The 16822-nt window shown below is 62.8% G+C and carries 13 protein-coding genes; 3 read left to right on the forward strand and 10 right to left on the reverse strand.

Annotated elements, in window-relative coordinates:
- Window positions 1-2: 2 nt before the first annotated feature.
- From ACCD03_RS09195 to rpsB, 10 genes are all read right to left on the reverse strand, one after another.
- A complete protein-coding gene (locus ACCD03_RS09195) occupies window positions 3-554 on the reverse strand; it encodes an OmpH family outer membrane protein (protein ID WP_024975788.1) in 552 nt (183 codons plus the stop codon).
- Window positions 554-2851 carry an outer membrane protein assembly factor BamA gene (gene bamA / locus ACCD03_RS09200; protein ID WP_045204107.1) on the reverse strand — a complete coding sequence of 766 codons (2298 nt, stop codon included), beginning with the start codon at window positions 2849-2851 and terminating at the stop codon, window positions 554-556. Before bamA ends, ACCD03_RS09195 begins: the two co-directional genes overlap by 1 nt.
- Before the next feature lie 115 nt (window positions 2852-2966).
- Complete coding sequence (gene rseP, locus ACCD03_RS09205; RefSeq protein ID WP_045204108.1) at window positions 2967-4355, reverse strand: RIP metalloprotease RseP; 1389 nt, start codon at window positions 4353-4355, stop codon at window positions 2967-2969.
- A gap of 87 nt (window positions 4356-4442) precedes the next feature.
- On the reverse strand, window positions 4443-5633 hold the full coding sequence (gene ispC, locus ACCD03_RS09210; RefSeq protein ID WP_045204109.1) for a 1-deoxy-D-xylulose-5-phosphate reductoisomerase: 1191 nt from the start codon (window positions 5631-5633) through the stop codon (window positions 4443-4445).
- 11 nt (window positions 5634-5644) lie between these two features.
- Window positions 5645-6463: a phosphatidate cytidylyltransferase gene (locus tag ACCD03_RS09215; RefSeq protein ID WP_045204110.1), complete on the reverse strand. Its 819-nt coding sequence runs from the start codon at window positions 6461-6463 to the stop codon at window positions 5645-5647.
- A 3-nt stretch (window positions 6464-6466) separates the two neighbouring features.
- Window positions 6467-7243, reverse strand: coding sequence for a polyprenyl diphosphate synthase (gene uppS / locus ACCD03_RS09220; RefSeq protein WP_012761898.1), 777 nt, complete (start codon window positions 7241-7243; stop codon window positions 6467-6469).
- 52 nt (window positions 7244-7295) lie between these two features.
- A complete protein-coding gene (gene frr, locus ACCD03_RS09225; protein ID WP_027677472.1) occupies window positions 7296-7856 on the reverse strand; it encodes a ribosome recycling factor in 561 nt (186 codons plus the stop codon).
- Window positions 7857-8031: 175 nt separating this feature from the next.
- The gene (gene pyrH / locus ACCD03_RS09230) at window positions 8032-8742 is read right to left on the reverse strand and encodes a UMP kinase (protein ID WP_009238238.1); all 711 of its coding nucleotides are present in this window, start codon (window positions 8740-8742) and stop codon (window positions 8032-8034) included.
- Window positions 8743-9034: 292 nt separating this feature from the next.
- Window positions 9035-9913 (reverse strand): translation elongation factor Ts, encoded by an 879-nt coding sequence (gene tsf, locus ACCD03_RS09235; RefSeq protein WP_024975795.1) that lies wholly within the window; start codon window positions 9911-9913, stop codon window positions 9035-9037.
- A gap of 250 nt (window positions 9914-10163) precedes the next feature.
- Window positions 10164-10907, reverse strand: coding sequence for a 30S ribosomal protein S2 (rpsB, locus tag ACCD03_RS09240; RefSeq protein ID WP_004626667.1), 744 nt, complete (start codon window positions 10905-10907; stop codon window positions 10164-10166).
- A 304-nt stretch (window positions 10908-11211) separates the two neighbouring features.
- Between rpsB and map the strand changes: the two genes are divergently transcribed.
- The 3 genes from map (at window position 11212) to ACCD03_RS09255 (ending at window position 16754) form a co-directional block, all read left to right on the forward strand.
- On the forward strand, window positions 11212-12036 hold the full coding sequence (gene map / locus ACCD03_RS09245) for a type I methionyl aminopeptidase (protein WP_024975796.1): 825 nt from the start codon (window positions 11212-11214) through the stop codon (window positions 12034-12036).
- A gap of 118 nt (window positions 12037-12154) precedes the next feature.
- Complete coding sequence (locus tag ACCD03_RS09250) at window positions 12155-14743, forward strand: [protein-PII] uridylyltransferase (RefSeq protein WP_413411383.1); 2589 nt, start codon at window positions 12155-12157, stop codon at window positions 14741-14743.
- Window positions 14727-16754, forward strand: coding sequence for a pseudouridine synthase (locus ACCD03_RS09255; RefSeq protein ID WP_413411384.1), 2028 nt, complete (start codon window positions 14727-14729; stop codon window positions 16752-16754). The genes ACCD03_RS09250 and ACCD03_RS09255 overlap by 17 nt, the downstream gene beginning before the upstream one ends.
- Window positions 16755-16822: the final 68 nt, after the last annotated feature.

Genomic DNA, 16822 nt, shown 5'->3' on the forward strand with positions numbered 1-16822 from the left:
CCTCATTTGGCCGATTGCGAATTCAGCGCCTTGAGCACTTCGTCCGTGATGTCGATGCGCGGGTTCACGTACACAGCTTCCTGCACGATCAGGTCGTACTTGCGCTGCTCAGCGATCGAGCGGATCACGCGGTTGGCGCGCTCGAGCACCTGGGCCAGCTCTTCATTGCGGCGCTGGTTCAGGTCCTCACGGAATTCGCGCTGCTTGCGCTGAAAATCACGATCCAGGTCCGACAATTCACGCTGACGGCGGGTGCGATCGGAATCGGCCAGCACAGCCGACTCCTTGTCCAGCTTGTCGGACATGCCCTTGAGCTTGGCAGCCATGTCCTGCAGCTCGCGGTCGCGCTTGGCGAACTCGGTTTCCAGCTTGGCCTGTGCGGCCTTGGCAGGCTGCGAGTCGCGCAGGATGCGCTCGGAATTGACAGCAGCGATGCGCGCTTCCTGCGCCGTGGCCGGCAGCGCAAAGCTGGCTGCGGCAAGTGCGGCGAAAGCAGCGGACACGCCCATGCGGGACAAGGTGATGCGCGTGGATTTCATGATGAATGCAGTCATTAGAATGCAGTCCCGATCTGGAACTGGAAGCGTTGCGTTTGATCTTGGGTCTTGCGTTTGATCGGGAAGCCCATGCTGATCTTGAGCGGGCCGATCGGTGACAGCCACGACAGACCGAAACCAGTCGAGTAGCGCATGTCGCCCAGCTTGTACGGCTGACCTTCGGCGAACACGTTACCGTAGTCAAAGAAGGTGAACAGGCGAACGGTGCGGTCCACGCCCGAACCCGGCAGCGGGAAAATGAACTCCACATTGCCGACGAACTTGCTGGCGCCACCGATGGCCACGCCGTTGGCGTCGCGCGGGCCCAGCGTGCTGGTTTCGTAACCGCGCACCGAGCCAATACCGCCGGCGTAGTAGTTCTTGAACACCGGGAAGTCCTTGCCGCCGTAACCGTGGCCGTACCCGATTTCGTTGTTGAACGCCATCGTGAACGACTTCGACAGCGGGTAGAAATACTGGTGCTGATAATACGCACGGAAGTACTGCAGATCGCCGCCCGGAATACCGAACTCCAGATTGGCCTGCTGATAGCGACCACGCGTTGGCACCAGAGCGCTGTCACGCTGATCCTTCGACCAGCCGATGGTGATCGGGAAGTTATTGGTGATACGGCCGTTCTTCGCGACGTAGTTCTGGTAGGCCAGCGGCGTGTTGGCCGTCACGTCGATGGTCGTGCGCTCGTAGCCGATGCCGAAGAAGACGGTATCGGTTTCCGAGAACGGCACGCCGAACTTGACGTTGCCACCCTGTTGCACGACACGGTAGTCCTGGTCACCCGTGTAGTACAGCGGGCGGTACGTGCGGTAGTACAGCTCGGTCGAACGGCTGATGCCATCCACAGTGAAGTACGGATCGAACTGCGTCACGGCAATGGTGCGGTTCGACTTGGACGTGTTCACATCCAGGCCCAGGCTCGTGCCGGAGCCGAACACGTTGTCCTGACGGATACCGGCCGACAGCACCAGCTTGTCGGTCGACGAGAAGCCCACGCCCAGGTTGATCTGGCCGGTCGGCTTCTCGGTCACGTTGACGTTCACATCGACCTGGTCGGTCGTACCCGGCACGTCTTCCGTCGTGATGTTCGCATCGGTGAAGTAGCCTGTGCGGTTCACGCGGTTCTGCGAAAGCTGCAGCTTCTCGCCATCGAACCACGAGGCTTCCATCTGGCGCATTTCGCGGCGCACGACTTCGTCGCGGGTCTTGCTGTTGCCGACAACGTTCACGCGACGCACATACACACGGCGACCCGGATCGACCACCAGCGTGAGTGCAACCGTGCGGTCCTTCTGATTGATCTGCGGCTGCGGGTTGATGGTGGCGAAAGCGTAGCCGTACGTGCCGAGCAGGTCGGTAATCGACTTGGTGGTCGACGACAGCTTGGCCGAAGAGAAGACATCGCCCTGCTTGAGCTTGATGAGCTTCTCCATCTCGGCCTGCTTGCCCAGCAGTTCGCCGGTCAGCTTGATGTCCGATACCTTGTACTGCTCACCCTCGTGGATGTTCAGCGTCAGGTAGATGTCCTTCTTGTCGGGCGTGATCGACACCTGGGTCGACTCGATAGCGAATTCCAGGTAGCCGCGATCCAGATAGAACGAGCGCAGCGCTTCCAGGTCAGCCGTGAGCTTCTGCTTGGAGTACAGATCGTTCTTGGTGTACCACGACAGCCAGTTCGGCGTGGACAATTGCATCTCGTCGCGCAGGTCGCCTTCCTTGAAGGCCTTGTTGCCGACGATATTGATCTGGCGAATCTTGGCGGTCGGGCCTTCGTCCACCGTGAACGTGATCGACACACGGTTGGCATCGACCGGCGTAACGGTTGTCGTCACCTCAGCCGCGTAGTAGCCGCGCGAAACATACTGGCGCTTGATTTCCTGCTCGGCGCGGTCGATGAGGGACTTGTCGTAGTAACGGGCCTCAGCAACACCCACGCCGCGCAGCGTACGACGCAGCGCTTCCTTGTCGAACTCCTTGAAGCCGATGAACTCGAGCTGCGAGATCGCCGGACGCTCTTCCACGCGCACCACCAGCACATTGCCTTCGGAGCGGATCTGAACGTCCTTGAAGAAGCCGGTGTTGTAGAGCGCGCGAATCGATTCGGCGCCCTTCTCGTCGGTAAAGGTCTCACCCACCTTCACGGGCAGATAGCCGAACACGGTGCCCGGCTCGACGCGCTGCACCCCCTCCACGCGAATGTCCTTGACGACGAACGGCTCCACTGCATGAGCCTGACCGGCAGTAACGGTCAGCACGGAAGCCGCCAGCACGCTGAGCGGGAAGCGATGTTGTCTGATCAATCTAATCCCCTAGTTGGATTCAATCGGAATCCACTTCTGAGTGTTTTCAAAACCCTGAGTTGCCCGCTCACGCCGGTGGCAACGAAGGGGCTGACCGACTCAGTTTGAATACGGTCTAGCCACGAGTCAGAAACAACCGACTCAAATCGTTGTACAGGGCGAGCGAAGTGAGAAGCAGGATGCAGGCGACGCCGATCTTCTGAAGGACTGCTTGCCAGGATTCCGGCACGGGTCGGCCAGTCAAAAATTCCACGCAATAATACAGCAAATGCCCCCCATCCAATACCGGAACGGGCAATAAGTTCAGTACGCCGAGACTGACACTGATCAACGCGAGAAAGCTCACAAACGTCTGCCAGCCAAGGCTTGCCGCCTTGCCCGCAAAGTCAGCCACCGTGATCGGTCCGCTCAGGTTCTGCAGCGATGCCTGACCGACGATCATCTTGCCGAGGACCTGCAGCGACAGCGCCGAAGTCCGCCAGACCTCGCCCACGGCATGACCCAGGGCGGCGACCGGCTCATCCCGGATCATCGCCGTTTCCACCTTCTGGTTGAGCTGCGCGCCGAGCTTGCCGATCTTCGGGCCAGTGGGGTTCTTGGGATCGGTGTCTGCATCTGGGCGAACGGGCAAGGTCATGGGCTGATCGTTGCGCAGAATATCGATCGACGCATTCTGCTCGGGCATGGCGCGGATCTGGCGGATGAGGTCCATCGCCTGATCGGCGGGCTGACCCGCGAAGCGAACGATCTGATCGCCGGCCCGCAACCCGGCGCGTGCCGCGGCACTGGCGGGCAGTACGTCGACGATGGTGACGGGGCCGCCAAGCAGGCGCAAACCAATCTGGTCAATCACGTCGGCCTGGGGCGTACGGGCTGCGCTCGGCAAACCATGCAAGCGAACGGTGCGCTCGGCGCCATCGGCACCGCGCACTTGTACAAGCGCGTCGCGGCCCGCGATGCCAGCCGAATACAAGCGCATGCGAACATCGCTCCAGCTGCGCACGGGAGCAGGTGTTTCATCATCCGTACCAATGGCGATCACGCGGTCCTTGGCACGCAGGTCGGCCTGAGCGGCAATGCTGCCCGGCGGCGGAGCACCAAGGATAGGCAACGGCTCGATTGCGCCCACCCACGCCAGCACTGCATAGAGCGCAATCGCGAGCAAGAAATTGGCGATCGGGCCAGCAGCCACGATGGCGAATCGCTTGTAGACCGGCTGATGATCGAAGGTGCGCGGCAGATCTTCGGGGAGGATGGGCGGGTCTTTCTCGGGGTCTCGCGAGCCTTCGCCCAGCATCTTGACGTAGCCGCCGAGCGGAATGGCGCAGATCGTCCATTCGGTGCGGTCAGGGCCGCGACCCACACGGCGGAACAGCACTTTGCCGAAACCAACGGAAAACCGGAGCACTTTAACGCCGCACAGACGCGCGACGCTGTAGTGGCCCAGTTCGTGAATGACGATCAGTACCGCGATCGCAAAGACAAACGCTAAAACGGTCTGCAAAACCTTCTCCGGATGCACTGAAGGGCATGTGCGGGGCTAGCCCCGCACGAAGCCGCTATGTTACCCGCTTGCTCTGACGGGGCGCTTTCAGGCGGCCGGCAGTTGCGCGCATACGGTCGCGATATAGCGCTCGGCCTGCTGACGTGCTTGGGCGTCGGCCGCAAAAACGGTGTCGAGCGAGTCGGCGGGCACGATGGAAGTGCGGGCGAGCGTATCGTCCACCACGGCGGCAATCTCGGTGAACCGGATGCGGCGCTGCAAGAATGCTTCAACAGCCACCTCGTTGGCTGCGTTCAGTGCAGCAGGCGCCGTACCACCGGCGCGCAATGCGTCAAAAGCCAGCGCCAAACACGGGAAGCGACGCAGGTCCGGCGCCTCGAACGTGAGCGCGCCCGTCGTAACGAGATCGAGCAGCGGAACGCCGGCTTCGATGCGTTCGGGATATGCCAAGCCGTAGGCAATCGGCGTGCGCATGTCTGGATTGCCTAGCTGCGCCAGCACCGAGCCATCGTCGTAGCCGACCATCGAATGGATGACACTCTGTGGGTGGATCAGGACTTCGAGATGCTCGACCGGAACGCCGAACAGCCAGTGCGCCTCGATCACCTCCAGCCCCTTGTTCATCATGGTGGCGGAGTCGACGGAGATCTTGCGCCCCATCACCCAGTTCGGATGCGCGCAAGCCTGGTCTGGCGTGACATCCGCAAGAGAATCCACCGCGCGCGTGCGGAACGGACCACCGGATGCCGTCAGCACGATGCGCGACACGCCACGCGCGAACTGCGGAACTTGCTGCGGCAAGCATTGGAAGATGGCGTTGTGCTCGCTGTCGATCGGGAGAACGGTGGCGCCATGCTGACGCACGGCGTCCATGAAGAGCGCGCCGGACATCACCAACGCCTCCTTGTTGGCAAGCAGCACGCGCTTGCCGGCGTGCACGGCGGCAAGCGTCGGGCGCAAACCTGCCGCGCCAACGATGGCCGCCATCACGGCATCGCAGTCGGGGTGGGCGGCCGCCTCTTCCAACGCTTCAGTGCCGGAACGGATTTCGATGCCGGCAGCATCTGCGCCTAGCTGATCACGCAAGGCATCTGCCGCAGCCACCGAACCCAGCACAGCCATCTTCGGGCGAAACTCACGGCAGAGCACCGCGAGCTTGTCAGTCTGTGCGTTGGCAGTCAGCGCAAAAACACTGTATTTGTCGGGATGACGGCGCACCACGTCGAGCGTGCTGTCGCCAATGGAGCCGGTGGCGCCAAGAACGGTCAAACGCATCATGTTCAGACGCCTCAGGAAATCAGCAATGCAGCCAGCGGAAACACCGGCAGCAGCGCGTCGATGCGATCGAGCACACCGCCATGGCCGGGCAACAGGCGGCTGCTGTCTTTCATGCCGACCTGACGCTTGAGCAGGGATTCAAACAAATCACCACCGACGCTCGCGGCTACCAGCAAGATGGTCAGCGCCAGGGCGGCGACCGCGCCGCGCTGGTCGAACTCGTGGGAGAACCACGTCGGGGCAAACCAATGCGTGACGCCGGCCACGGTGGCAATCACCGCAACCAGCACGGCACCACCGATTGCACCTTCCCAGGATTTTCCGGGGCTGATAGTCGGAGCAAGCTTGCGGCGACCAATGGCCTTGCCGACAAAATAGGCGCCCACATCAGCCGCCCATACGAGCAACGCGACAGAAAGCAGAAACGCGATGCCGTGCGTGCGCAATTCAATGGCGCCATGCACGAACGCCGGCAGCATCACCAGGCCCAATAGCGTGAACACGACGCGGCGCGTGCCATGCAATTCGCGCACACCGCCCGCCAGCAACCCCCAAGCGATCACCCACGCGATCACCGCGCCATGGAACAGCGGCTGCACATCACCCCGAACCGGAATGTCATGCCAAGCGATCGTCAGCATGACGACAACGACCGCATAGAGAATTGGCCCCCACGAGCCCGGCAGGCGCACGAGACGCCCCCACTCCCACGCGGCGAGGGCGGCAAACACCGTCACGAGCCCGGCCAGGCCGGCGGGCGGCGCGAAAAACAGAATAGGCAGGATGACAATCAGCAAGCAGACAGCGGTAATGACGCGAGTCAGCAGCATGTGTCAGGCTCCGGCGGATAGCGCGGGGGGAACATCGGGCTCGAGCTGCGCGCTGGTGCGGCCAAAGCGGCGCTCGCGGTTGCGATACCACGCAAAGGCGCGATCGAGTTCTGCGGCATCGAAGTCGGGCCAGTAGCGATCGGTGAAGTACAGCTCGGAATAGGCAAGCTGCCACAACAGAAAGTTGCTGATGCGCTGCTCGCCACCGGTACGGATGAAGAGATCCGGCTCCGGCGCGTAAGACAGCGCCATGTACGGCGCGAGCATCTCTTCCGTGATGGCGTCGGGTGCAATGCCCGGCTGCGCCGCCAACAAGGCGCGCATGGCTTGCAGGATGTCCCAGCGCCCACCGTAGTTGGCGAGAATCGTGACAGTCAGACCGGGGTTGGCAGCCGTCTTGGCCTCAGCTTCGCGAATCAAAAGCTGGATGCGCGGGCTGAACGCAGATAGATCGCCCACCACGCGCAGGCGGATGCCGTTGTCATGGAGCTTGCTCACTTCGCGGCGCAAGGCCGTCATGAACAGCTTCATGAGGAAGGTGACTTCCTCGGCAGGACGACGCCAGTTTTCGGAGCTGAAGGCAAACAGCGTCAGGTAACCGACGCCACGGCGTGCCGCTGCTTCAACGGTTGCTCGTACGGCGTCGAGGCCGCGGCTATGCCCGGCCACACGCGGCAGATGCCGTTCGGTGGCCCAGCGGCCGTTACCGTCCATGATGACGGCGACGTGGCGCGGCGTATCGGCGGTGTCAGGCACCGCCAGTGTCGAACTGATATGCATGAATCGGGCTTCCCACCACTTGCGCCCAATGCGCCGGCGGCGGGAGACGGCCTTACACCGTCATGATTTCCTTGTCTTTCTCGGCGACCAGCTTGTCGATCTCGGCGACGAACTTGTCGGTCAGCTTCTGAACGTCGTCTCCGCCGCGACGCTCGTCGTCTTCCGAGATGGCTTTGTCCTTCACCAGCTTCTTGAGCTGTTCGTTGGCATCGCGACGCAGGTTGCGCACGGCCACCTTGGCATCTTCGCCCTCGCCCTTCACGACCTTGGTCAGTTCCTTGCGACGCTCCTCGGTCAGTGCGGGAGTCGGCACGCGAATGATGTCGCCCATGGTGGCGGGGTTCAGACCGAGGTCCGCTTCACGGATGGCCTTTTCGACGGCCTGCACCATTTTCTTTTCCCACGGCTGCACGCCGATCGTGCGTGCATCCACCAGGGTCACGTTGGCAACCTGGCTGATTGGCACCATCGAGCCGTAGTAATCGACTTGCACGTGATCGAGCAGACCGGTGTGGGCACGGCCAGTGCGGATCTTGGCCAGATCCGCCTTGAGAGCCTCGATCGACTTCTGCATCTTCTGCTCGGCATTCTTTTTGACATCGGCGACGCTCATACTTCCTCCGAACGATAACGGCGGTCTGCCAACTTGCGCCCCGGAAAACGACACAGGGCACCGGCAAGACCAAAAAGACAATAGGCGATTTTACATGGAAGCCGCTCGCCAACGCCATTTACGCAGGGTCAGCGAACGGTAAAAAAGGTGCCTGCAACCAGGCTTGCCGCTGCCTTTAGACGTGCACCAGCGTGCCTTCGTCTTCACCCAGAATCACGCGCTTGAGCGCGCCCGGCTTCTGAATCGAGAACACCTTGATCGGCAGCTTCTGGTCGCGGCACAGCGCGAAAGCGGTCGCATCCATCACCTGCAGGTTGCGCGAGATGGCCTCGTCGAACGTGATGGTCGTATAGCGAGTAGCGCTCGGATCCTTCTTCGGATCTGCGGTGTAGACGCCGTCCACCTTGGTGGCCTTTAGGACGATCTCGGCACCGATTTCCGAGCCGCGCAGCGCGGCGGCGGTGTCGGTGGTGAAGAACGGGTTGCCGGTGCCGGCGGCGAAAATCACGATCTTCCCTTCTTCCAACTGGCGAATCGCGCGTGGACGGATATACGGCTCGACCACTTGGTCCAGGCGCAGCGCCGATTGCACACGGCCTTCGAGGTTGGCATGGCGCATGGCGTCCTGCAGGGCCAGCGCGTTCATCATGGTGGCCAGCATGCCCATGTAGTCGGCCGTGGCGCGGTCCATGCCGGCGGCTCCGCCTGCAACACCGCGGAAGATATTGCCACCGCCGATCACCACTGCCACCTGCACGCCCAGCTTCACGATTTCAGCGATGTCGTTGACCATCCCTTCGATGGTGCTGCGGTTGATGCCAAAGGCATCGTCGCCCATCAGGGCTTCGCCGGAAAGTTTGAGTAGAACGCGCTTATAGGCAGGCATGGAGATCCTCGTGACGATTCCTGGTACGGGAAACAGGAAAAGGGAAATGACGCTGCGGATATGACAACGACGTGCAAAGCGGGGACTTCGCACATCCCGCAACCTTCTTGCGCGGAAGCCGTCAGAAAACATCCCCGACGATGCCCGCGCAAGCAGGCTGCACCTGCAAACAGGGCACCTTTCGGTGCCCTGTTTGTTCGGCATTATACGGCTGCGCCAATGGTGGAAACGACACCTCCCGGCCTGCGCCGGAGTGTGAATCGCCGCACCATCGAAAACGGCCGTCGCAGCATTACGCTTGTTGCTTGGCGGCGGCCACTTGGGCAGCCACTTCAGCAGCGAAGTCGTCTTGCTTCTTCTCGATGCCCTCGCCCACCACGTACAACGTGAAAGCCTTCACGGTCGTGTTGGCAGCCTTGAGCATCTGCTCAACGGTCTGCTTGTCGTTCTTCACGAACGGCTGGTTCAGCAGCGAGACTTCCTTCAGGTACTTCTGCACGCTGCCTTCCACCATCTTGGCAACGATTTCAGCCGGCTTGCCCGATTCGGCAGCCTTCTGCTCAGCAACGCTGCGCTCCTTGGCGACCAGCTCAGCCGGCACATCGTCAGCCGACAGCGACACCGGCTTCATAGCGGCAGCCTGCATTGCTGCGTCCTTGGCCGCCACTTCGTTGCCCTCGAATGCCACCATCACGCCAATGCGGGTGCCGTGCAGATACGAAGTCAGCTGGGTACCTTCGAAACGCTGGAAGCGGCGGATCGTCATGTTCTCGCCGATCTTGCCGATCAGGCGGGTACGCACGGCTTCAACCGTTTCGTCGCCGATCGACAGCGCCGACAGAGCAGCCACGTCAGCCGGGTTCTTCTGAGCGATCAGCTTGGCAACATCGTTCGTGAAGGCCAGGAAATCGTCGTTCTTCGAGACGAAGTCGGTTTCGCAGTTCACTTCGACCAGGGCGCCCGTGGTGCCCTCGACGAAAGCTGCAACCACGCCTTCAGCGGTGACGCGGCTCGAAGCCTTGCCGGCCTTGTTGCCCAACTTCACGCGCAGGATCTCTTCGGCCTTTTCCAGGTTGCCTTCGGCTTCGGTCAGGGCCTTCTTGCATTCCATCATCGGCGCGTCGGTCTTCGCGCGCAGCTCTGCAACCATGCTTGCGGTAATTGCCGCCATTCTCATGCTCCTTGTTTCAGATCGTCGTCCGGTCGCAAGCGGATTCTTCGCCTCGCGCCGGCCTGTCGTCCGGGTTCCATCCGGCCGCCCCACGAAATACGACGCGCGTGGGACATCCGCATGACAAATTTCAAAAAAAAGGGGCGTTTGTTACGCGCCCCTGTCTGGCCATCGGCCCCGATGCGTTGCACCAGGTGCGGCCTAGCACGCGTCCCGCGCAATCAAGCCGCGGGCGCACGCCTTCTTGTCTTTAGCCTTCTTGGACTTCCACGAAGTCGTCGCCACCGCGAGCGGCTTCAACTACTTCCTGCACCGCGTTGGCGCGGCCTTCCAGGATCGCGTCGGCCACGCCGCGCACGTACAGTGCAACAGCCTTGCTCGAGTCGTCGTTACCCGGGATGACGTAGTCGATGCCTTCCGGCGAGTGGTTCGTGTCAACCACGCCGATCACCGGAATACCCAGCTTGGCTGCTTCGGTCACGGCAATCTTGTGGTAGCCAACGTCCACCACGAAGATGGCGTCCGGAATGCCGCCCATGTCCTTGATGCCGCCAATGGACTTCACCAGCTTGTCCATTTCGCGCTCGAACATCAGCGCTTCCTTCTTGCTCATGGTTTCGGTCGCGCCGGCTTCCTTGGCGACTTCCATGTCCTTCAGGCGCTTGATCGAGGTCTTGACCGTCTTGAAGTTGGTCAGCATGCCGCCGAGCCAGCGGCTGTCGACGAACGGCATACCTGCGCGAGCCGCTTCTTCAGCCAGGATCTCGCGCGATTGACGCTTCGTGCCGACGAACAAAATGGTGCCCCGGTTGGCTGCCAGCTGGCGCACGTACTTCAGTGCGTCCTGGTACATCGGCAGCGTCTTTTCCAGGTTGATGATGTGAATCTTGTTGCGATGGCCGAAGATGAAGGGGGCCATCTTGGGGTTCCAGAAGCGGGTCTGGTGGCCAAAGTGGACACCGGCTTCCAGCATTTCGCGCATGGTCACGGACATGAAATTCTCCAATCGGGTTAGGTCTGAAGCCGCCTCAGACATCCGTTGCATGCGTTACGACGGACACCCGCGGTGAAGCGGCTCGCGATTTCAAGCGTCACCGGCCACACGACCAGCGACTGCTTAGCCAGCGATTATAGCGGCAAAAACCCAATCGACTCAAGACCTTCCGAGCATTCGCAGCAAACAGGCCGAGGCTGGCGCCCAGCGCCCGAAAACCCCGGCCGGGGCGCTTTGGTGCGATAATTCACACTTTAGCCACGACGCGGCGCCTCGCGCGCCTGCGTGCAGAAAGAGTCACAGCATGGCCGTTACCATTCACACCGCCGAAGACATTGCGCAAATGCGCGTAGCCTGCCGGCTTGCGTCCGAAGTTCTGGATTACATCACCCCGTTCGTAACGCCCGGCGTGACCACGGGCAAGCTGGACCAACTGTGCCATGCCTACATGCGTGACGTGCAAGGCACGGTGCCGGCGCCGCTGAACTACGCCCCACCGGGCTATCCGCCCTTCCCGGCATCGATCTGCACGTCCGTCAACGATGTGATTTGCCACGGCATTCCGGGCGACAAGGTGCTCAAGAGCGGTGACATCGTCAACCTCGATATCACCGTCATCACCAAGGAAGGCTATTACGGCGACACCAGCCGCACCTTCGTCGTGGGCGAAGGATCGATCCTGGCCAAGCGCCTGACGCAGGTGACGTTCGAATGCATGTGGAAGGGCATCGCCGCGGTGCGTCCCGGCGCCCGCCTGGGCGACATCGGCCACGTGATCCAGCAACATGCTGAAGCAGCCGGCTATAGCGTGGTGCGCGAATATTGCGGCCACGGCATCGGCAAGAAATTCCACGAAGATCCGCAGATCCTGCACTACGGCCGCCCCGGCACCGGGATGGAACTGAAGGCAGGCATGATCTTCACGATCGAACCGATGATCAACGCGGGCAAGCGCGACATCCGCACGATGCCCGACCAGTGGACCGTCAAGACACGCGATCGCAGCCTGTCGGCGCAGTGGGAACATACGCTTCTGGTGACGGAAACCGGCCACGAAGTGCTGACCGTGTCGGCGTTGACGCCGCCGGCACCGGAATTCGTACACGAAGGCGCGCCGGCCACGGCCTGATCCTCGCGGGCGAGCCGCATCGTCAGCGGCAGCACCGTCGCGCTGATCTCGCCTCGCACCGGCTCAACTCTTGCAGCGACCGGCTCGTTCCGGTCGCTGTTTCATTCACGCTCCGCTCATGCCCTCCGCTGCTGCTGCCCCTGCCGAAGAAGCCCATCCGCGCGACGCCCTGAAAGCTGAGCGCGCACACCTGTTCGCGCAGTTCGACCAGCACGCCAACGTTCAGCAACTCGTGACCAAGCTGGCGCGCGCGGTGGACCGTGCGCTGGTGCGGCTCTGGCAGGAAGAGCAGATGCCTGCCACCTGCGCGCTGATTGCCGTGGGCGGTTACGGGCGCGGCGAGCTGTTTCCGCATTCCGATGTGGACATCCTCCTGTTGCTGCCGGGCACCGCAGATAAAGCATTGGAGGCCCGGCTGGAGGCCTTCATCGGCCGCTGTTGGGACATGGGACTGGACATCGGCTCATCGGTGCGCACGGTCGACGAATGCATCAATGAGGCCGCACAGGACGTCACGGTACGCACGTCGTTGCTGGAAGCGCGCCTGCTGACCGGCGACGAAGGCCTGTACCGCACGTTCGAGACGCAGTATCAAGGCCACCTCGACGCGGCAGATTTCTTCCAGTCGAAACTGCTGGAAATGCGCCAGCGGCATGCCAAATACCAGGACACGCCCTACTCGCTTGAACCGAACTGCAAGGAAAGCCCCGGCGGCCTGCGTGATCTGCAGGTGATTCTGTGGATGACGCGCGCGGCCGGTTTCGGTTCGAGCTGGAATGAGCTGCTTGCCAACGGCCTGCTCACGCGCCGTGAAGCGCAGGAGTTGGCCAGCAATGAACGTCTGCTCAAAACCGTGCGGGCGCGCCTGCACCTGCTGGCCGGGCGTCGGCAGGACGTCTTGGTGTTCGACCTGCAGACGCAACTGGCCGAGTCGTTCGGCTACCGCCCAACCACCGCCAAGCGCGCGAGCGAACAGCTCATGCGCCGCTATTACTGGGTAGCCAAGGCCGTCACGCAGCTCAATACCGTGGTGCTGCAGAACATCGAGGCGAAGCTGTTCCCGAGCGAGCTGGGTATTACGCGCAAGATCAACGACCGCTTTGTCGAACGGCAAGGCATGCTCGAAATTGCCGACGCCGATCTCTACCAGCGCGAACCGACGGCAATTCTTGAAACGTTCCTGCTGTACGAGCAGACGCGCGGCATCAAGGGGCTGGCAGCCAGCACGATGCGCGCGCTATACAACGCGCGGACGTTGATGGACGCCAAATGGCGCAAGGATCCGGCCAACCGCGCGCTGTTCCTGTCGATCCTGCAGCAGCCGCAGGGCATCACACACGCTCTGCGCCTGATGAACCAGACCAGCGTGCTCGGCCGCTACCTGGTCAATTTCCGCCGCATCGTGGGGCAGATGCAGCACGACCTGTTTCACGTCTACACGGTAGATCAGCACATCCTGATGGTGGTGCGCAACATCCGCCGCTTCGCCATCGTCGAGCACACGCACGAGTTTCCGTTCTGCAGCCAGTTGATGGCGAACTTCGACAAGCCGTGGGTGCTGACCGTGGCCGCGCTCTTCCATGACATTGCGAAAGGACGCGGCGGCGACCACTCGGTGCTCGGCATGTCCGACGCGCGGCGCTTCTGCAAGGAACACGGCATCGCCAAGGAAGACGCCGACCTGGTCGTCTGGCTCGTCGAACACCACCTGACCATGAGCCAGGTCGCTCAGAAGCAGGACCTGGGCGATCCGGAAGTCATCCGTCATTTCGCCGATCTGGTTGGTACCGAGCGTCGGTTGACCGCGCTTTATCTGCTGACCGTTGCCGACATTCGCGGCACCAGCCCGAAAGTGTGGAATGCCTGGAAGGGCAAGCTGCTGGAAGACCTGTATCGCATGACGCTGCGCGTGCTCGGCGGTGCCACCACCGACCCGCACGCCGTGCTCGAAGGCCGCAAGGAAGAAGCGCGCGCCCTGCTGCGCCTGGCCGCGCTGGACGACACCGCGCACGAGGCGCTATGGAAACAGCTCGACGTGGGCGTGTTCCTGCGCCACGACGCGCGCGACATCGCCTGGTTCACGCGACACTTCTACAACCGCGTCGACACCACGATCCCCATCGTGCGTGCGCGCATTTCACCGGCGGGCGTCGGCCTGCAGGTGGCGGTGTACTCGCCGGATCGGCCCGATCTGTTCGCGCGCATCTGCGGCTACTTCGAGCGCAAGAGCCTGACGATTCTGGACGCCAAGATCCACACCACCAAACACGGCTATGCGCTCGACACCTTCCAGGTGGCCGACCCCAGCAGCGGCTTGGTGGAGCCCGGGCATTACCGCGACATCATCACGCTGGTCGAACACGAACTGGCTGAACAGATCTCGCGCGAAACCGCCCTGCCCGAGCCGCCGCGTGGGCGCATCTCGCGCCAGTCGCGCAGCTTCCCGATCAAGCCTCGCGTCGACCTGCGCGCGGACGAGCGCGGCCAGTATTACCTGCTCTCCATTTCTGCGACAGACCGCACCGGTCTGCTCTACGCGATTGCCCGCGTGCTCGCGCACCGTCGCGTGTCGGTGCACACCGCGCGTATCAACACGCTCGGCGAGCGCGTGGAAGACATCTTCCTGGTCGACGGCACCCGCCTGACCCAGGACAACAAACTGCAGCTCGAGCTTGAAAGCGAGCTGCTTGATGCGCTCGCCATCTGAGCGCCAGCCTTACCGGTCTAGATTCATGACTACCGATTCCGATGATTTCCCCGGCGACGACGACAAGCGCGGCGCCAGCGACCCGACTCAGCGCGCCACCCGCCCGGGCAAGCGCGCCACGCTTGGCGTGCGCCGCGACGACGAAGGTAATGCCGTACGTTCCACGGGCAAGCCGCTGCGCTCGTCTGACCTGAACCGCGAGCGCCAGCCGCTGCGCCCGTCGCAGCGCCGCCCCAAGCCGGAAGAAGGTGCCGGTAAGCCGCCGCGCCCCGCACGCCCTCCGCGCCGCGACGACGACGGCCAGACGCGCGACGCCAAGCCGCGCCGCGTACAAGGCGATCGCCCACCGCGGCGCTTTGATGACGAACGTCCTCCGCGTCGATTCAACGACGACCAGCGCCCGCCCCGTCGCGCTGACGACGAGCGCCCGCCGCGACGCTTCGAAGATCGGCCACCTCGTCGGTCCGACGACGAACGTCCTCCGCGACGTTTCGACGATGAACGTCCACCGCGCCGGTTCAACGACGATCAGCGCCCGCCCCGTCGATTCGATGAAGAACGCCCGCGCCGCTATGGGGACGATCAACGCGCGCCGCGTCGTGATGGCGACCAGCGTCCTCCACGACGCTTTGACGATGAGCGCCCGCCACGCCGATTCGACGACGAGCAACGCCCGCCGCGCAAGTTCGGCGACGATCAACGGCCGCCCCGCCGTTTCGACGACGAACGCCCGCGACGCTATGGCGATGATCAACGCGCGCCCCGTCGTGAGGGCGACCAACGCCCCCCGCGCCGCTACGGTGACGACCAGCGCCCGCCACGCCGATTCGACGACGAGCAACGTCCGCCGCGCAAGTTCAGCGACGACCAACGGCCGCCCCGTCGTTTCGACGACGAACGCCCGCGACGCTATGGCGACGATCAACGCGCGCCCCGTCGTGAGGGTGACCAACGTCCTCCGCGTCGCTTTGACGATGAGCGTCCGCCACGCCGGTACGGTGACGACCAACGTCCGCCACGCCGATTCGACGATGAGCAACGGCCGCCGCGGCGCTATGGCGACGATCAACGCGCACCGCGCCGTGAGGGCGATCAACGTCCTCCGCGTCGTTTTGACAATGATCGCCCGCCACACCGCTTTGAAGATCGTCCGGCCCGTCCGCAACGGCCCGAACGCGAGGAACGCGCTCCGCGCCATGCTGAAGAGCGGGCACCCCGTCAGGCACCGGAAACCGAATCGAGCGGGTTGGTCCGTCTGTCCAAGCGCATGTCCGAACTGGGTCTGTGCTCGCGCCGCGAGGCCGATGAATGGATTCCGCGCGGCTGGGTGCTCGTGGATGGCGAGCCGGTCACTGAGCTGGGTTCGCGCGTCAAGCCGGATGCGATCATCGAAATCCATCAGTCGGCGCGCTCCGAGCAAGGCGAGCGCGTGACCGTGCTGATGCACAAGCCAGTCGGCTACGTGTCGGGCCAGGCAGAAGATGGCTATCAGCCTGCCGTTTCGCTGTTTGTGCCGGAAAACCAGTGGGAGGGCGACCCCACCCGCAAGCGCTTCGCGCCCTGGCAGCGTCGGGCGTTGGCGCCAGCTGGCCGACTGGATATCGACTCCACCGGCTTGCTGGTCTTGACGCAGGACGGCCGCGTGGCGCGCCACCTGATCGGCGAGGATTCGACGGTCGAGAAGGAATACCTGGTGCGCGTGGTGTGGGATTCGCCGAACGGCCTGGTTGAGCGCGACATCTCCAAGGTCTTCCCGGAAGAGTTGATGGAGAAGCTGCGCTTTGGCCTGTCGCTCGACGGCGAAGAACTGAAGCCCGCGAAGGTGAGCTGGCAGAACGAAGAGCAGCTGCGTTTTGTGCTGCGCGAAGGCAAGAAACGCCAGATCCGCCGCATGTGCGAACAGGTGGGACTGGAAGTGGTGGGCCTCAAGCGCATCCGCATGGGCAGCATCGTGCTGGGTGACCTGCCAGTCGGCCAGTGGCGCTTCCTGGGGCCGTTCGAGAAGTTCTGAGGCTGCCTCTGCCCCAAAGAAAAAAACCGGTCAACGCATTGCGCGCTGACCGGTTTTTTTTATGTCTG

Source organism: Ralstonia sp. Ralssp135, assembly GCF_047304345.1.
Classification (GTDB): Bacteria; Pseudomonadota; Gammaproteobacteria; order Burkholderiales; family Burkholderiaceae; genus Ralstonia; species Ralstonia chuxiongensis.